A 14,858-nucleotide genomic window follows, 5' to 3' on the forward strand; every position below is an offset into this window, starting at 1 on the left:
ACTCAACGACAGACCCCGCCAACGATTCGACTTCTGCACCCCCAATGAGATGATCAGAACCTTCCTGTTGCGATAACCGCTAGAAACCGCCCGCTCAGAACGACCTGATCTGCTACTTACTTGGGTCAGCTTAGGTGGGTAAGCGGGGGTGTTACGCAGCGAGCCGCCTGCGAATCCATGCGGAGAACTGGTCCACCACAATGATCAGCACCAGCACGATCAGGATGTGCGTGAGCATGGAATCGAACTGGAACGACTTGATGGACTGGTTGATCAGCAGCCCGATGCCTCCAGCGCCCACCAGGCCAAGGACCAGCGAGGACCGCACGTTGACGTCGAAGCGGTACAGCAGCAGGCCCACGAACTGCGGGACCACCATGGGCAGCGTTGCGTTGGTCACCTGCTGGATCCGGTTGGCGCCGGCGGTCCTGAGGGCTTCCTGGGGCCCGGAATCGATCTCTTCCATGGACTCGGCCCACAGCTTCCCCATGACACCGGTGTTGTGGCAGATCAGCGCGAGCACACCCGCGAACGGACCAAGCCCCACAGCGGTGACGAAGATCAGCGCGAACACGATGTCCGGCACGGCACGGAAAAACGACAAGACAGAACGCGCAGCTTGGTAAACGAGGCGGTGCGGGCTGGTGTTTTCCGCTGCCAGCGCCGCGAGCAGCAGGGCGAACGGCACGGACAGCGTGGTCCCCAGCAGGCCGATCCACAGGGTCACCAGGGTGGCTTCCAACCCGGGCCGGATGGTTTTTTCCCAACTGAGGTCCGGCGGGAACGCGTCGCCAATAAACGCGGCCATGCCCTTCCACCCGTCCACCAGCAGAGCCGGTTTGAAGTCCGTCCCTTCGATGGCCACCGCGTGAAGTCCGACGACGGCGGCCGCCACTGCCGCCGTCGTGATCCACCGCAGGGGCTTCTTCGGGCGGACCAGTGCCACCCGGGTTTGCGCCGAAGGGCTGCGGCGGGCGACGGCCGGGGTGAGGGTTTGGGGTGTCATGCTGCGGATTTCCTGTCTGAAACGTCCCGGTCCGGGGCGTACAACGTGTCAAGGTGATCGGCCGTGATCTCTGTGGAGGGAAGGTCGAAGGTCATGGATCCTTGCAGCAGCCCGATGGACCTGTCCGCATACCGCAGAGCAAGATCGGGCTGGTGCAGCACCGCAGCCACGGCCAGGCCCTCCGAGTGAGCGAGTTCGCGCAGCAGCGCCATGACTTGCTCGGCGGCGTGCGGGTCAAGCGCGGACACGGGCTCGTCGGCAAGTACGACGTCGGCCCGCTGGCACAGCGCCCGGGCTACGGCCACGCGCTGCTGCTGTCCGCCGGAGAGCCTGCCAACGCGATCGAGGGCACGGTCGGCCAGTCCCACGCGGTCCAGGCAGTCGAGGGCCTCCTGTTGAACGTCAGCGGGGAACAGCAGAGGACTGAGCGAGCGAACCGTGGGGATGCGGGACAGCGCGCCAGCACACACGTTATCCAAGGCGGTGCGCCGGGGTACGAGGTGGATTTTCTGGAAGATCATGGCCATGCGCTGGCGGGCTTGCTGCAGCTCACGCCCTTGGAGGGTTTCCAGTGCGGTTCCGTCGATGCTGATGCTGCCTGAATCCGGGGCGGTGATGCCCATGACGCAGCGCAGGGTGGTGGACTTGCCCGAGCCGTTGGCGCCGAGGAAGGCCACCAGCTCACCGGCTGCAACGGAGAAGTTCACGCCTGCCAGAACCGTCCGTCCGTTGAAGGACTTCCGCAAGCCCTGGACAGAGAGCGGCATTACAGGTCCTTCTCGGTGAGGCCCATGGTCTCGGCGAGTTCGAACAGCGGGGTGTAGTTGTCCTTGGTGACCTCAAGCAGCGGGCCGGGAGGGGTGACGTCCAGGAACTCGCCAACCTTGGCCACGTCAGCGGGATCGAGGCTGAGGAAGGCGTCCTTCACGGCGGCCTTGAACGCGGGGTCGGCGTCGCCCCGGACGGTAATGGGATCGTTGGGGATGGGGTTGGACGTCCACACCTGCCGGAAGTTCTCCGGGGTGAAGGTGCCGGCGGCAATCGCTGTGGCGAGCGTCTGCGAGTTGATCTGGGCCGCGTCCACCTTGCCGTTAGTCAGGGCGAGCAGAGCCTCGGGGTGGCCACCGGTGTAGTCCATCTTGATGTCGGCGTCGGCGATCCCGGCTTCACGGAGGCCGAAGCGGGGCAACACGTCGCCTGAGGTGGATCCGACGCTGCCCAGGGCGAGAGACTTACCCTTCAGATCCCCAATAGCCTGGATGGGGCTGTCCTTGGGAACCCAAATCCCCGCCGTGTAACTGCTGAGTTCCTTCTCCGCCGTGCCAAAAGATACCAGTGGTTCGGCACCCGCCTTGGCGTCGGCGAAGACGTAGCCCAAAGGACCGAACTGGCCCAGGTCCAGCTTGCCGTTGCGCATGGCCAGGACCTCCGCGGCGTAGTCCTCCACCACCTGGACGCTGACCGGGCATTCGAGCTTCTTGGACAGCGCTGCGGCCAGGACGTCGTAGGCCGGCTGCAATTTGGCCGGGTCCTCGTAGGGCTCGATGCCGAACTTAATCTCGCCATTGGGGCAGGTAGCACTCGTGGCTTCGGGGGAGGACTGCGCCGAGCCGCCACAGGCAGTGAGCGCCAGAACGGTGGCGAGGGCAAGCGCGGAACCGGTGAGGAGCGAGGTTTTCATGGGGATCCTTATGCGAAGGGGAGGGAAGAACGGGGGAAAATCAGTACAAACGCGACACGTTGCGGTGTGCCAGGCCGAAGGACAGGGTCATGCCGACGCCGGAGGTTACAGACACCACGGTGACCCCGGGTTGGATCTCCCGGACCAGGATCGGCGCCACATCGGAGGAAGCGTAGATGCCTTGCCAGCGCTGGATGATCTCCAGCGGTTCGCCGATCCTGCCGGTGATCTCAGTGTTGAGGGTGGCTGTGACGGCTTCGTCCAGGAACGGATCGGCCGTGTGGTGGTAGTGATGCGAGTCGCCCAGGATGACGGTGCCGTCGGGGCGTTGGGTGAACATGACGTTGGCGCCGATGTCCAAGAGTTCCGGCTGTTTCTCCAATACCTCGGAGTGGAGAGCCGCGGCGGCGGGCATGTCCGTGAAAGCGGGGTAGCGCAGCATTGATGTGGCGGTGAGGACCGCTGGCGAGAATTCCACACCTGACGGTTTGGCAGCCAAGGACATTTGCAGGGCACACCGTTGGATCCTGTGTTCCGCGGCGAGATCCGGAAAGAGGTAGTCCACGTCGTGCCCGACGCACACGAAGACCTGCTTGGCCTGAAGCTTGCCACGCGAGGTCTGGACGGTCACGCCATCAGCGTTCCCGTCGAAGCCCAACGCCGCCGTGTTCCAGTGAAGTTCGACGCCGGGTTGCTGGCTGAGCCACTCGGCTAACTTTGCCACTGTGGTGCGGGGATCCACCCGGAGATCGTCCCGGAGGAAGGCGCCGCCCACCAGGCCGGGCCATGCGCCGTGGTGAGTGCCGTCGTCGTGCGCTTCGTCTGCAGCGGAGACAGCGGCACCCAAGCGGCCCCGGGTCCCTGCGGGGGACAGCAGCTCAACCTGCCCGGGTTCACGGACTGCGGAGAGCTCGCGAAGGACGTTCATTTCTGCTTCGGTGCGGGCAAGGACCACAGCGCCGGACTCGGACGCCCAGAAGCCAGCCTGTTCGGCGAACTCGAGCCAGTACTTACGGGAGGTCTGCGCGAGTTCGTAGAGTTCGCCGGACTGGGCAGTGATGCAGCAGTGGCCGAAGTTGCGCACTGAAGCGCCTGCGGCGTGGTGGTCGCGCTCGATGATGGTGACGGTCAGGCCGTTGGCAACAGCGTGGGCCGCGTGGGCCAGGCCCACGATTCCGGCGCCGACAATAACGACGTCGGTGGGCTGGCCGGGCCTGCTGATGGTGGCTTCGGGGGAGGTGCTCGGGTTGTTCACACCATTGACATTGGCGGCTGGGAAGTGGAGAAGCAAGCTCAAAAGCGACTTGTATATACAAGTTAATCAGAATTTAACGTTTGTTCATTTGAGTTCACCATCAGTTCACCTTGAAGCTTTCAAAAGCAACGATGTCAGGTGAATCAACTTGTATTATCAACTGGTGAGCACACAGCAGAACGCACCCCTCCACGTCAGGCTGAGCGAAGAACTCATGCGCCGCATCACTGACGGCGAGTGGCCTCCGGGCTACCAGTTGCCCAGCGAGGCTGAACTGTGCCGGGAGTTCGGAACATCGCGCGGTCCCATCCGCCAGGCGCTCGCCTTCCTACGCTCGGAAGGTGCCGTGACGGGCGGCCGTGGCCGTCCTCCCATGGTGCGATCTTCGGTGCCCTCGCAGTCGTTCTCCACGTTCAACTCGTTCACGGAATGGGCCAGCGGGATCGGCAAGAAGCCCGGCCAGCGAACCCTCGAAGTGGCACGGCGCGAAGCCAGTCCCGAAGCGGCGGAGGCTCTTGGCCTCATGCCAGGAACCACCGTGGTGGAGGTCCTGCGTGTCCGCTACCTGGATGAGGCTCCGGCCATGATCGAGCGGACAACCTTCACCCTTGACGTGGGCCGCAAACTGTTCGACTTCGACACCGACTCCGGGTCCATCTTCGCGTTCCTCAAGGAACAAGGCGTGGATCTGCACAGCGCCCGGCACACCATCGACGCCGTTGCGGCCAGTGACGAGGACGCCGAACTCCTGGAACAACCCGAAGGCATTCCGCTGCTGCGCGAACGCCGCATCACCCGTTCCGCCGATGGGCAGCCCCTCGAATACTCCGAGGACCGCTACCTGCCGGCACTCACCAACTTCACCATCGACAACACCGTGGAACGCAGGGCCGCCCTGGTCCGCATCCACACCGATCCTCAATCCACTCAAGGAGCCACCCCATGATCAAGCTTGTTGCCTGCGATATGGCCGGAACCACCATCGACGAACATGGCGACGTGTACGTAGCCCTTGCCCGCTGTGTTGAAGAAACCGGTGTGAGCACCACGCCCGAGGCTGTGCAGGAATGGATGGGTGCGGACAAAGTCGAGGCCATCACGGCCCTTATTGAAGCCGGTGGGGGAGCAGCTACCCAGGACGTGGTGGCCGCCGCCTTCATCCGCTTCAAGGAACTGCTCGTGGAGTTCTACGACGCCAACCCGCCCGTTGCCTTGGAAGGCGTGGAAAATGCGTTCCGCGAACTCCGCAACCAAGGCATCAAGGTGGCTCTGACTACCGGCTTCTCCCGCGACGTCGCCGAGCCCCTGCTGGAGCGGCTGGGATGGGGCGTCGGCGACGATGACCTGTTGGACGCCGTCGTATGTTCCGACGAAGTAGCCGCCGGCCGCCCGGCGCCGCACATGATCCACCGGGCCATGGAGCTGACAGGCGTGCAGGATGTCCGGACCGTGATGGCTGCCGGAGACACCGTGAACGACCTCGCCGCAGCCAACAACGCCGGCGTCACCGCCGTGGGTGTCCTCACCGGCAAGCTGGGCCGCGAAGACCTCGCCGTGCACCCGCACCACCACATCCTGGCCGGCGTGAAGGACATTCCGGCGCTGGTGTCCTAGCAGACCGCGTTTGGTGGGGGACGTCCGGCATGGAAGATTGGGACCCGTGAAATTCCTTCACCCGTCTCCCAAGTCCTCCTCCCGCGGCGTCACCATCCTGAGGGTGGTTTTCGGCGCGCTCCTCATGGTCCATGGCTTCCAAAAGTTCATGGCCGGGCATGCTGCGTTCGCCGCGTCTGTTGCGGCCATGGGCGTCCAGAAGCCGGAGATCGTGGCGTGGCTGGTGATCGCCGGGGAACTGGGCCTTGGCCTGCTCCTGGTACTCGGCGCCCTGACCCGGGTGGCAGGGTTCCTAGCAGCGATCATGTTCGCGGGTATCTGGTTCGTGACCGAAGCGGGCAAACCCCTGCTCACCGATAAATCCGGTGTTACCGCCGAACTCCTGATCATCTATGTGGCGATCTCCATCGCGTTCGTGTTCCTCGGACCCGGCGCCTTGTCGCTGGACCGTAAACTCGCACGGCAGCCGGCCCGCCCAGGGCGTTAACGCGCCTGGGTTAACTCACGACGGCGGCACGCACCACCGGGGCTGCGTCACCTAGCGTCGTTGGGGTAGCGGATGCCCAGCTGTGATCGCACCCCGTCAAAAAGGCGCATGACGTTGACCGAGTCCTCCAGCGGCATGACCGGGCTTTCGCTGAGGCCCTGCTGGATGCAACGTGTAACTTCACGGAGCTCGTAGGTGTAGCCGATGCCCACAACGTCAAACTGCTCGCGCCGCGGCTCGTCCCAACCGATCCTGATCTGCAGCTCGCGGGGGTTGTTCACGGAGCCAACGGTCTGCAGGAACCCCAGGCCACCAGCCACTGTGGCCGTCCGGGGTCCATGTGCCATCAGCGAGGACGTCAGTTGCGCCTGTGCACCCGTGTCATAGCCGAGGGTCAGGGCGTTCTGGCTATCAACACCGTCGTCGTTGAGCGTACCGATCGCGGTAACCGACTGCGGGAAGCCCAGTGTTCCCAGCGCCCAGAGCAGCGGGTAGACGGTGATGTCCAGGAGCGCTCCGCCTCCGTCATTAAGGGCCCAGATTCGTGCGGCGGGATCGTACGGCGCCGGGAAGCCAAGATCTGCGCTGACCCACTGGATCTCTCCGAGCTCCCCGGAAGCGGCGATCTGGAAAGCACGCTGCATGCTCGGCAGGAAGCGGCTCCACACGGCCTCCATGAAGAACACGTTCTGCTCCCGGGCGAGCTTCACCAGCTCGGTGGCTTCGCGGGCGTTTATGGTGAGGGCTTTCTCGCACAAGACGTGCTTCCCTGCCCGCAGAGCTGCTGAGGCGATCTGGAAGTGTTGGGCATGCGGTGTCGCCACGTAGACCACGTCCACGGCGGGATCCTCGAACAGACGCTGGTAGCCGGGTACGCCGCCGTCGTCCCCGTATCCCTTGGTGAAGCCAAGTGTGCGGGCGAACGCATCCGCGGCAGCCTGCGTGCGGGAGCTCACGGCATACAATTCCGCATCGTCAAGCAGCGCCAGGTCCTGAGACACACTGTTGGCGATGTTGCCTGTGGACACCACACCCCACCGCAGCATACGCCCGGTTGCTGCCCGGGGATCCTGGTTGGTCTGTGTAGAAAGCCACGGCACGGCGATAGGAAGTGTCATGCCGTTCATCCTCTCATTTCCCGGGTACACGGAGGTGGCGCGCGCCCCTTCACGCCGATCGCTGCCGTAACCTCGGGTGCGCCCGGCGGGATCGGGTGCGTCGTGCACGGGTTGGGCAAGCTAAGTCCTGACGAGCGTGGGTTTCGGAATGGGCATGGTGTCGCACCCTTTGACGCGGCTCGCCCCCGTAACCTCTGGTGCGTGCGGCGGGAACGGGTGCGTGCGTGGGGAACAAGGGGTGCGCGAGGCGGGTTCGGGTGCGTCGGCTGGGAATGTGGGGTGCGTGCGGCGGGTTCGGGTGCGCTGTGCGCCGGCACGGCCGGGGCATGGTTGGCCCGGACGAGTGCGGGGTTTTGAGTTTGCTTGGTGCGCATCCGTTTACGCCGCTCGCTGCCGTAACCTCTGGTGCGCCCGGCGGGTACGGGTGCGCCCCTGGGGAACTTGGGGTGCGTGCGGCGAGAAGGGGTGCGTCGTGCACGGGTCCGGCGGGATGGGGTGGGCTGGGCAAGGTCGGTCCTGGTGAGTGGGGGTGAGTTTGCTTGGTGCGCACCCTTTGACGCGGCTCGCTCCCGTAACCTCTGGTGCGTGCGGCGGGAACGGGTGCGCCCGTGGGGAACAAGGGGTGCGCCCGGCGGGTTCGGGTGCGCCCGGCGGGACCGGGTGCGTCCCCGGGGACAGTGGGGTGCGCCCGGCGGGATCGGATGCGCTGCCCCCGGAGTGGTAGCGTCGAGCGGGAAAATGCGCTTGTTGGGGGAATATGGAAACGAAAATTAAGAGGCCTTCAGCGGGCCCGCGAATTGCATCAATAGTGCTCGGCGTGGTGGGAGCAGTGCTTTCCCTACCGGTGGCAGCGCTTCTCGGTTTTGCTTTGGGGCTTTACCCAAGCCGAATGGAATGCACCACGGGGTCGTATGGCTCAGGGTGCTACGAGGGCGGTCTTCTCAACGCCACTATTCTTTTTGCTTTGGTGTACTTGCCTTTTCTTCTGCCCACGATCGCCATCACCCAACTGCAGCGGAGCAAAGGCCGCAGAACCACGGATTTCGTGCCCCTGATCGTTCTGTCCGCCGTACCAGCCGTAGTGATTGTCTTGTGTGCCGTCCTGGCCCTGATTTCTCCCGGCTCCCTCTGATATCCCGACACAGTAAGCATTCTGTCAAGTCATAAGAATGCCCGGCGTACCGAAATTCCTCGCCTAGGCTTAGGCAATCATCCCTCGCAGAGGTTCTGTGGGGAGTTACCGAAATGGAGCAGGGATGGGTACTTTTCGGCGCGTCATTTTGCCGGTTGCCTGGTTGTTGGTTTTCGCGGTTATTGCGGTGGCCTTGGTCAAAATCGCCTTTGTGGATGGCTTGGAATCGGCCGCAGCCGGTCCCGCACCTCTGGCGCAAGTGGATATCCCGGTGGTCCCGGCCACCAGAGCTACCGTCACCAACACTGTGGAAATCAAGGGCACTGTCCAGAGCGACCCCGCCGAGACCGTCCGCAGCACATCAGCCGGAAAAGTAGTCCAGGTCTTCGTTGAGCAAGGCGCAACCGTTGCCAAAGGTGACGCCCTTTTCCAGGTCAAAGCGGAGCGCGCGGTCACTACACCGCAGCCGTCGCAGGAGGGTCCGCAAACAGCGCCCAGGCCTGTGTACGACTACTTCGACATTCTCGCTCCGAGGGCCGGAACCCTGCAGCAACTCACAACCCTCATTGACCAGCAGGTCACTGTGGGCGAGTCCGTGGGCAAGATCGATCCCGGCACGTACACGGTGGCCGGTTCGGTGACGGCCGCCCAGCAGTACCGCCTGCTGGGGAAGCCCGGTCCAGCCGACATTGCTTTGGTGGGTGGTCCTGCGCCGTTCCAGTGTGCCGATGTGACGCTCAAGAACAACGCGTCCGACGACGGCGGCGCGGCCTCGGGCGGGCTGGCCGCCACAGGTGGAGGTGCCGGAATGGGCGTCGGCGCAGCAATGGTTGGTCCCGGCGGCGGAAACCAGCCGGAGGAAGGCGGCATTCCCACGGGAACGTTGAGCTGCCCGATTCCTTCGGGCCAGCAAGTCTTTGCAGGGCTTGGCGCCACCATGACAGTCAGCGCCGGCGTTGCTCCTGACGTGGTGACTGTTCCCCTCACGTCAGTGAAGGGCAGCGTGAAGGACGGGATCGTGTGGATCGCGGGCCCGGGAGGAACGGGTGCCGCTCCCGAGCAGCGCACTGTTCAACTGGGGCTCAACGATGGTTCCGTGGTGGAGGTGACCTCCGGGTTGGCGGAGGGCGAGCAGGTCCTGGAATTCGTTCCCGGGGCACCGGCCGTTCAGGATCCCATGATGGGTCCTGGCCAGGCCGTCTACGGTCCGATGGGCTAAGGGCATGGACGAAACTAAAGAATGCCTGGTCAGCCTGCGGTCAGTGACCCGATCGGTCAGGCTGCCTGATGACCAACAACTGGATATCCTCAGGGGCGTTGACCTGGAGGTTCACAGTGGAGACCACACGGCCATAGTGGGCCGTTCCGGTTGCGGCAAATCAACACTGCTCAACCTGCTGGGACTTCTGGACATCCCGACGTCGGGGAAGTTGGAATTCCTGGGTCAGCCCGCGGATCGGCTGGGCAACAACGCCCGTGCCCGGTTGAGGGGTTCCACTGTTGGCTTCGTATTCCAGCAGTTCAACCTCTTGCCCGGCCGTAGTGCCTTGGACAACGTCATTACTCCGTTGTTCTATGCCAAGGGCAAGGAGTTTTGGCGCCGCCGTGAGATTGCCATGGACATGCTGGACCGGGTTGGCCTCGCTTCCCGGGCCAACACCATGCCCAATATGCTCTCCGGAGGCGAACAGCAGCGCGTCGCGATCGCCCGTGCCCTGGTGCGTAGGCCGAGGCTCATCCTGGCCGATGAACCAACCGGTGCGCTGGACGTGGAAACAGGGCAGTCAGTGATGGCCCTCCTGGACACAGTGGCCACGGAAACAGCTGCGGCCCTGGTGACCATCACGCACGACACCAACGTCGCAGCCCTGGCCCGGGCGTGCTACCGCCTGGATTCCGGGGTGCTCAGCCCGCTTGCCGTAGCGGAAACCGCAGGGGTGGGCGCATGACCGGCTTCATTTCCACGCTGGTTGAAGCATGGCAGGAACTCCGCATCAACAAAGTGCGCATCCTTCTGGCACTTCTTGGTGTTGCCCTGTCCGTAGCGGCGTTGACCTCGGTGGTGGGCGTAGGGAGTCTGGCCCGCGAAGGCATGAAGGTTCAGTCCGAACGAAATGGTGGCCGGGTGGCCACGCTCTCCTTGATGGTGCACGGGCAGAACATACCGGATCCCGCCAAACTTGAGAAGGCGTACCAAGGTATTCAGCAGCGCTACGGCATCACTACTTCCACGCACGTTAGCCAGACCCAGGCCGGATTTCAGTTCCCCCGCGGCGTGACTACTGTGAACGTGACCATTGTGGATGTGGGCTATGGCATCATCCACCGCGTCCCGCTGCAGCAAGGTAGCTGGTTCGCAGCCGACGATGGCACAAGGCTCGCACCCGCCGTCGTCGTCTCCGAAGCCTTCTACAACCAGGCGGGCAGGCCCAACCTGGCCACCCATCCCACGGTGAGCATCCCGGGAGACCAGCCGGCCACGGCGGTGATGATCGGCGTCGTGCCCGATTCTTACCCGGACACTCCGCCCTCGGCGTTCATCCTCGCCGAGGGTGCGGCCATGACCGGGATCAAACCCCAGATGTCCGAGTTCAAAATATGGGTAGGCCAGGAACAGGCCGGCGCCCTCACTGCGGCAATCACCGCCGATCTCCAAGGCCAGTTCCCCGGCTACTACGCCCAAGCCAGCCGGATGGACTATGCCGCATGGGGTGACCCTTTGGCTCCCGTCCAGCTGGTGGTGGGCGGCGTGGCCGGGCTGGTGCTCCTGCTCGGAGCCGTGGGAATGCTCAATATCTCCATGGTGACCGTCCGCTACAGGGTCCGTGAAATAGGCATCCGGCGAAGCTTCGGTGCAACCTCCGGACGCATCTTTGTGGGCGTCATGATGGAATCCGTGGTGGCCACCGCGGTTGCCGGCCTTGCAGGAGTCATGTTGGCAGTCGCAGTGGTGAAGCACCCGTGGATCGAATCGAAGGTGGCGCCGGGACTGACCGAATATCCGGCCTTCCCCATCGAAGCCGCCCTGATGGGGTTCGGCGCAGCAGTCCTTGTGGGCGCACTCGCCGGAGCCATTCCCGCGCTCGTGGCTGTGCGCGTCAAGGTCATCGACGCGATCCGGTTCTGACCTCCTCGGTAAGCCTGCCCTGCTGAAGCCGGAAGCAACGCTCGGTTTTCTGCGCCAGGCTGCGATCGTGCGTGACTACCAGGATGGTGGTGTTGTGATCGCGGCTCAGGGAGCTCAACAGCTCGATGATGTGCTCGCCGGTTTGCTCATCCAGGTTTCCGGTGGGCTCATCGGCGAGGATCAGCTTGGGCTCGTTGGCCAAAGCACGGGCAATCGCCACACGCTGCTGCTCGCCACCGGACAATCGGTTGGTGCGGCGCGAGTGCTTCTCCGGGTCCAACTGCACCTGCTCCAACAGCTCTTTGGCCCGCTGCAGCCTGGCCGCTTTGCGGACACCGGCGAACTCCATGGGCAGCATCACGTTGTCCACTGCGCTGAGGTTGGGGATCAGGTTGAACTGCTGGAACACGAACCCGATGTCCCGGCGGCGGTACTCCGTCAGTTTGCCGTCCGGCAGACCGGCGAGGCTGACGCCATCCACGACGACGTCTCCTGAGGTGGGTTTGTCCAGCGCACCCAGGAGGGACAACAGTGTGCTTTTGCCACTGCCGCTCTTGCCCACGATGGACGCCAACGAGCCCTTCTCGAGTTCGAAGCTGACGCCGTTGACCGGCTTGATGGTCCGGTCACCGGACTTGAACTGACGGACCAGGTCCTTGACTACAATCACGGCTATTCTCCTCGGAGTACTTCGATGGGACGGATGCGGGCGGTCAGCAAAGCCGGGACCAACGCGCCGATGATGGCTACTGCGAACACGGCTGCGATGCCGGCAGCGAGCACGCCGGGGGAGACACTGGCTGTGACCGAGGTGAGCAGCTGGGACGCGCCGCCGAACGGACCACCCTGGCCACCTCCCAGACCGCCACCGGGCATCCCGCCACCAGGAACTGCGCCGTTAGGCATGGCCCCGGCCAGTCCTCCGCCGCGCTGGGTGGTGGTGGCCGCCGTCGTGGTGGTGTTCGAACTGATGAGGGCCGAGGCGATTCCGCCGCTGGCCAGTGAAGCAATCACGGCACCCACAACACTGCCAAGGGCAACCAGGACCAACGACTCAAGGACGAACTGCAACCCGATAGTGCGGTTCCGGGCGCCGATGGCTTTCAGAACGCCGATTTCGCGGCGGCGCTCACGGACCAACATGACCATGATGAGCAGGATGATGATTCCGGCAGTGGCCAGTGCTGCGATGAACGCGATCAGCGAGATGTTCTTGACGCTGTCCAGTGAGCTGACGGCCGTTTCGAGGTTGCGCTGGCCCTGGGTGACGTCCGCTTTGTCTGTGCCGAGCGCGTCCTGAACGGCGGTTTTGGTGCTGTCCACGTTTTCCATGCTGTTGACCGTGACGATCATGGTGGAGAGTTCATCCGGGGTCTCGGCCAGTGTTTGGGCTTCCGGGAGGGTCACGTAGACGGCGTTGTTGCCAAAGGTGGTTCCGGCGTCGAAGATGCCAGCCACGGTGAAGGTCTTGTCCTGGATGGTGAACGTGGAGCCCACCGTCAGGCTGTTCTTCTCAGCCAGCGACGTACCCACCAGGGCCTTCGCCTCCGATGCCGTGTAGTCGCCCAAGCCGGTACCGCTGGTGATGTCCAAGGCCTTGCCGGTGCCGTCCACCTCGGCGCCAATGCCCGTCGCCGTGATGGGGAGAGTGCGCGCGGGCTGGGTGGTGGTGCCCGTGCTGCCGCTCGTGTTGTTGCGGTTGCCGAGCGTACCGGCGTCGACGGCGGCCGTCAGGTTGGTACTGACCGTCGCCTGCTGACCGCCGGGGCCGAAGCCGCCGCCAGGTCCCTGCTGCGTGGTGCCGGCCGTTGAATCCGTTGTTGTCGTAGTTGTTGTCTGGAGGCGCAAGGCCTTGGTACCAACTACAGAAGTCACATTGGCGACCGCTGCCGCAGTCTCAGCTTCCGCCGTCGTGAGTGGTTCGCCGCCGCCTTCGAAGCCCTGGCCGCCCGCCGGATTCACCGTCAGGGTGGTCCCCACCGAAGCGTTGAGCTCCTGGACCTTGGCGCCCACGGCCTGGTTGGCAACGAGCATGGCCAACGCCAGTCCGATGGCTACGGCCAGCACAGCTACAACCGCTGCCGTTCTGATTTTGTTGCGGAAGGCATTGCCTACGCTTCGGGCAAGGACGCTCACGTTTCTCCTCTTGACCTGCAAGTTTGTGGGCCCACTGGACGTGGGCTGCAGATCCAAGACTGCTGAGCGCTGCTGTGCGGCACACCTGCCGAAGCTATGCGTGGGCTGTGAAAGCGGCGGGAAAGCGAAAGCCCCGGCCCGCCTGATGGCGGACCGGGGCTTGCTTGTGGGTGGTGCTAAGAGGTGTTACTTGGTGATCGGGCCGAGTACCGGATCGTCGACGTAAGCGGTCTTCACGTTCTCTGCAGTAACGATCTGCGGAGGCAGGAGGAACGCCGGGACGGTCTTGACGCCGTTGTTGTAGGAGTCCTTGTCGTTGATTTCCAGTTCCTTGCCGGCCTGGAGGTCCTTCACCATGGTGATGGCGTGCTCAACGAGCTTGCGGGTGTCCTTGTTGATGGTGGAGTACTGCTCACCGGCGATGATCGACTTCACGGACTCAACTTCGGAGTCCTGGCCGGTCACGACGGGGAGCGGCTTGCCGGCGGCCTTGACGGACGTCAGCACTGCGCGGGCTAGGGTGTCGTTCGGGGACAGAACGCCATCCAGGGAAGCGGTACCGTAGCTGCCGGTCAGCAGTGTGTCAGCACGACGCTGAGCGTTTTCTGCCTTCCAGCCCTGCGTAACAGCCTGCTCGAACGAGGTCTGGCCGGAGACAACCTTGAGGGTGCCGTCGTCGATCTTCGGCTTCAACACGCTCATGGCACCGTCAAAGAAGACCTTCGCGTTGGCATCATCGGGGGAACCGGCAAAGAGCTCAATGTTGTACGGCCCAGTGGCCTTCTTGGCCTTCATTCCGTCCAACAGGGCCTGGCCCTGCAGGACACCAACCTTGAAGTTGTCGTACGCCACGTAGTAGTCCACGTTCTCGGTGTTGAGAAGCAGGCGGTCGTAAGCGATAACGGTTGCGCCGGAGTCCTTGGCCTGCTGGAGCTGCGTACCCAGCTGTGCGCCGTCGATAGCACCGACGATGATGACCTTGGCACCCTTGGTGACCATGGCACTGATCTGGTTCTGCTGCTCGGACACGCCGCCGTTGGCGAACTGGACGTCGGCCTTGAAGCCGGCGCCGGTGAGGCCATCGTTGAACAGCTTCTCCGCGAGGACCCAGTTTTCACTGGTTTTCTGCGGAAGTGCGACGCCGATCAGCGAATCCTTGGGGAACGCTTCCCCGCCTGCCGTGCTGGTGCTTGAGCCGCTGTCAGTGCGGCCGCAGGCTGTCAGCGCCAGTGCCGCGATGGCAGCGACTGCTGCTGCCTTTCCTGCTTTACCAAACATTCGCATATCTTGGTTCACTTTCTG

The 14,858-nt window shown here is 63.9% G+C and carries 15 protein-coding genes; 7 read left to right on the top strand and 8 right to left on the bottom strand.

Going from position 1 to position 14,858, the window contains the following annotated elements:
• Positions 1-151: 151 nt before the first annotated feature.
• From phnE to ACIQH5_RS20995, 4 genes are read right to left on the bottom strand one after another with little or no spacing between them, the layout of a single operon-like run.
• Entirely contained in the window at positions 152-1,006 is an 855-nt protein-coding gene (gene phnE / locus ACIQH5_RS20980; RefSeq protein WP_400407340.1) for a phosphonate ABC transporter, permease protein PhnE, read from the bottom strand.
• On the bottom strand, positions 1,003-1,773 hold the full coding sequence (locus ACIQH5_RS20985; RefSeq protein ID WP_400407343.1) for a phosphonate ABC transporter ATP-binding protein: 771 nt from the start codon (positions 1,771-1,773) through the stop codon (positions 1,003-1,005). Before ACIQH5_RS20985 ends, phnE begins: the two co-directional genes overlap by 4 nt.
• Positions 1,773-2,687: a phosphate/phosphite/phosphonate ABC transporter substrate-binding protein gene (locus ACIQH5_RS20990; RefSeq protein WP_400407345.1), complete on the bottom strand. Its 915-nt coding sequence runs from the start codon at positions 2,685-2,687 to the stop codon at positions 1,773-1,775. Before ACIQH5_RS20990 ends, ACIQH5_RS20985 begins: the two co-directional genes overlap by 1 nt.
• A gap of 40 nt (positions 2,688-2,727) precedes the next feature.
• Complete coding sequence (locus ACIQH5_RS20995) at positions 2,728-3,942, bottom strand: TIGR03364 family FAD-dependent oxidoreductase (protein WP_400407347.1); 1,215 nt, start codon at positions 3,940-3,942, stop codon at positions 2,728-2,730.
• 163 nt (positions 3,943-4,105) lie between these two features.
• Here ACIQH5_RS20995 and ACIQH5_RS21000 point away from each other — a divergent pair, with 163 nt between their 5' ends.
• From ACIQH5_RS21000 to ACIQH5_RS21010, 3 genes are read left to right on the top strand one after another with little or no spacing between them, the layout of a single operon-like run.
• Positions 4,106-4,888, top strand: coding sequence for a GntR family transcriptional regulator (locus tag ACIQH5_RS21000; RefSeq protein WP_400407350.1), 783 nt, complete (start codon positions 4,106-4,108; stop codon positions 4,886-4,888).
• On the top strand, positions 4,885-5,556 hold the full coding sequence (locus ACIQH5_RS21005; RefSeq protein ID WP_400407352.1) for a phosphonatase-like hydrolase: 672 nt from the start codon (positions 4,885-4,887) through the stop codon (positions 5,554-5,556). The genes ACIQH5_RS21000 and ACIQH5_RS21005 overlap by 4 nt, the downstream gene beginning before the upstream one ends.
• A gap of 46 nt (positions 5,557-5,602) precedes the next feature.
• Complete coding sequence (locus tag ACIQH5_RS21010) at positions 5,603-6,043, top strand: DoxX family protein (RefSeq protein ID WP_062066779.1); 441 nt, start codon at positions 5,603-5,605, stop codon at positions 6,041-6,043.
• Between the two features lie 47 nt (positions 6,044-6,090).
• Here the strand turns inward: ACIQH5_RS21010 and ACIQH5_RS21015 are convergent, their stop codons facing one another.
• Positions 6,091-7,161, bottom strand: a complete 1,071-nt coding sequence (locus ACIQH5_RS21015; protein WP_400407355.1) for a Gfo/Idh/MocA family protein — start codon at positions 7,159-7,161, stop codon at positions 6,091-6,093.
• 889 nt (positions 7,162-8,050) lie between these two features.
• On the opposite strand from ACIQH5_RS21015, the gene ACIQH5_RS21020 reads away from it, so the two are divergent.
• The 4 genes from ACIQH5_RS21020 to ACIQH5_RS21035 all read left to right on the top strand — a co-directional run bounded on the left by ACIQH5_RS21020 (position 8,051) and on the right by ACIQH5_RS21035 (position 11,420).
• Positions 8,051-8,293 (top strand): hypothetical protein, encoded by a 243-nt coding sequence (locus ACIQH5_RS21020; RefSeq protein WP_400407357.1) that lies wholly within the window; start codon positions 8,051-8,053, stop codon positions 8,291-8,293.
• A gap of 124 nt (positions 8,294-8,417) precedes the next feature.
• Positions 8,418-9,512, top strand: coding sequence for a biotin/lipoyl-binding protein (locus ACIQH5_RS21025; protein ID WP_400407359.1), 1,095 nt, complete (start codon positions 8,418-8,420; stop codon positions 9,510-9,512).
• Between the two features lie 4 nt (positions 9,513-9,516).
• Positions 9,517-10,242, top strand: a complete 726-nt coding sequence (locus ACIQH5_RS21030) for an ABC transporter ATP-binding protein (protein WP_400407361.1) — start codon at positions 9,517-9,519, stop codon at positions 10,240-10,242.
• A complete protein-coding gene (locus ACIQH5_RS21035) occupies positions 10,239-11,420 on the top strand; it encodes an ABC transporter permease (RefSeq protein ID WP_400407363.1) in 1,182 nt (393 codons plus the stop codon). The genes ACIQH5_RS21030 and ACIQH5_RS21035 overlap by 4 nt, the downstream gene beginning before the upstream one ends.
• On the opposite strand, the gene ACIQH5_RS21040 is transcribed toward ACIQH5_RS21035, so the two are convergent.
• The 3 genes from ACIQH5_RS21040 to ACIQH5_RS21050 all read right to left on the bottom strand — a co-directional run bounded on the left by ACIQH5_RS21040 (position 11,398) and on the right by ACIQH5_RS21050 (position 14,840).
• Entirely contained in the window at positions 11,398-12,090 is a 693-nt protein-coding gene (locus tag ACIQH5_RS21040) for an ABC transporter ATP-binding protein (RefSeq protein ID WP_024820032.1), read from the bottom strand. The two genes, ACIQH5_RS21035 and ACIQH5_RS21040, sit on opposite strands and share 23 nt — an antisense overlap.
• A 2-nt stretch (positions 12,091-12,092) precedes the next feature.
• Complete coding sequence (locus ACIQH5_RS21045) at positions 12,093-13,556, bottom strand: ABC transporter permease (RefSeq protein WP_400407366.1); 1,464 nt, start codon at positions 13,554-13,556, stop codon at positions 12,093-12,095.
• Positions 13,557-13,742: 186 nt separating this feature from the next.
• Complete coding sequence (locus ACIQH5_RS21050) at positions 13,743-14,840, bottom strand: substrate-binding domain-containing protein (RefSeq protein ID WP_400407368.1); 1,098 nt, start codon at positions 14,838-14,840, stop codon at positions 13,743-13,745.
• Positions 14,841-14,858 lie beyond the last annotated feature (18 nt).

Source organism: Paenarthrobacter sp. NPDC091711 (genome assembly GCF_044756605.1).
In the GTDB taxonomy this organism is placed as follows: domain Bacteria; phylum Actinomycetota; class Actinomycetes; order Actinomycetales; family Micrococcaceae; genus Arthrobacter.

What these genes read in the sequence shown, in the direction of transcription:
- phnE (WP_400407340.1), bottom strand. Translation starts at nt 1,006, where the DNA reads ATGACACCCCAAACCCTCACCCCGGCCGTCGCCCGCCGCAGCCCTTCG.
- ACIQH5_RS20985 (WP_400407343.1), bottom strand. Translation starts at nt 1,773, where the DNA reads ATGCCGCTCTCTGTCCAGGGCTTGCGGAAGTCCTTCAACGGACGGACG.
- ACIQH5_RS20990 (WP_400407345.1), bottom strand. Translation starts at nt 2,687, where the DNA reads ATGAAAACCTCGCTCCTCACCGGTTCCGCGCTTGCCCTCGCCACCGTT.
- ACIQH5_RS21005 (WP_400407352.1), top strand. Translation starts at nt 4,885, where the DNA reads ATGATCAAGCTTGTTGCCTGCGATATGGCCGGAACCACCATCGACGAA.
- ACIQH5_RS21015 (WP_400407355.1), bottom strand. Translation starts at nt 7,161, where the DNA reads ATGACACTTCCTATCGCCGTGCCGTGGCTTTCTACACAGACCAACCAG.
- ACIQH5_RS21020 (WP_400407357.1), top strand. Translation starts at nt 8,051, where the DNA reads ATGGAATGCACCACGGGGTCGTATGGCTCAGGGTGCTACGAGGGCGGT.
- ACIQH5_RS21025 (WP_400407359.1), top strand. Translation starts at nt 8,418, where the DNA reads ATGGGTACTTTTCGGCGCGTCATTTTGCCGGTTGCCTGGTTGTTGGTT.
- ACIQH5_RS21030 (WP_400407361.1), top strand. Translation starts at nt 9,517, where the DNA reads ATGGACGAAACTAAAGAATGCCTGGTCAGCCTGCGGTCAGTGACCCGA.
- ACIQH5_RS21035 (WP_400407363.1), top strand. Translation starts at nt 10,239, where the DNA reads ATGACCGGCTTCATTTCCACGCTGGTTGAAGCATGGCAGGAACTCCGC.
- ACIQH5_RS21050 (WP_400407368.1), bottom strand. Translation starts at nt 14,840, where the DNA reads ATGCGAATGTTTGGTAAAGCAGGAAAGGCAGCAGCAGTCGCTGCCATC.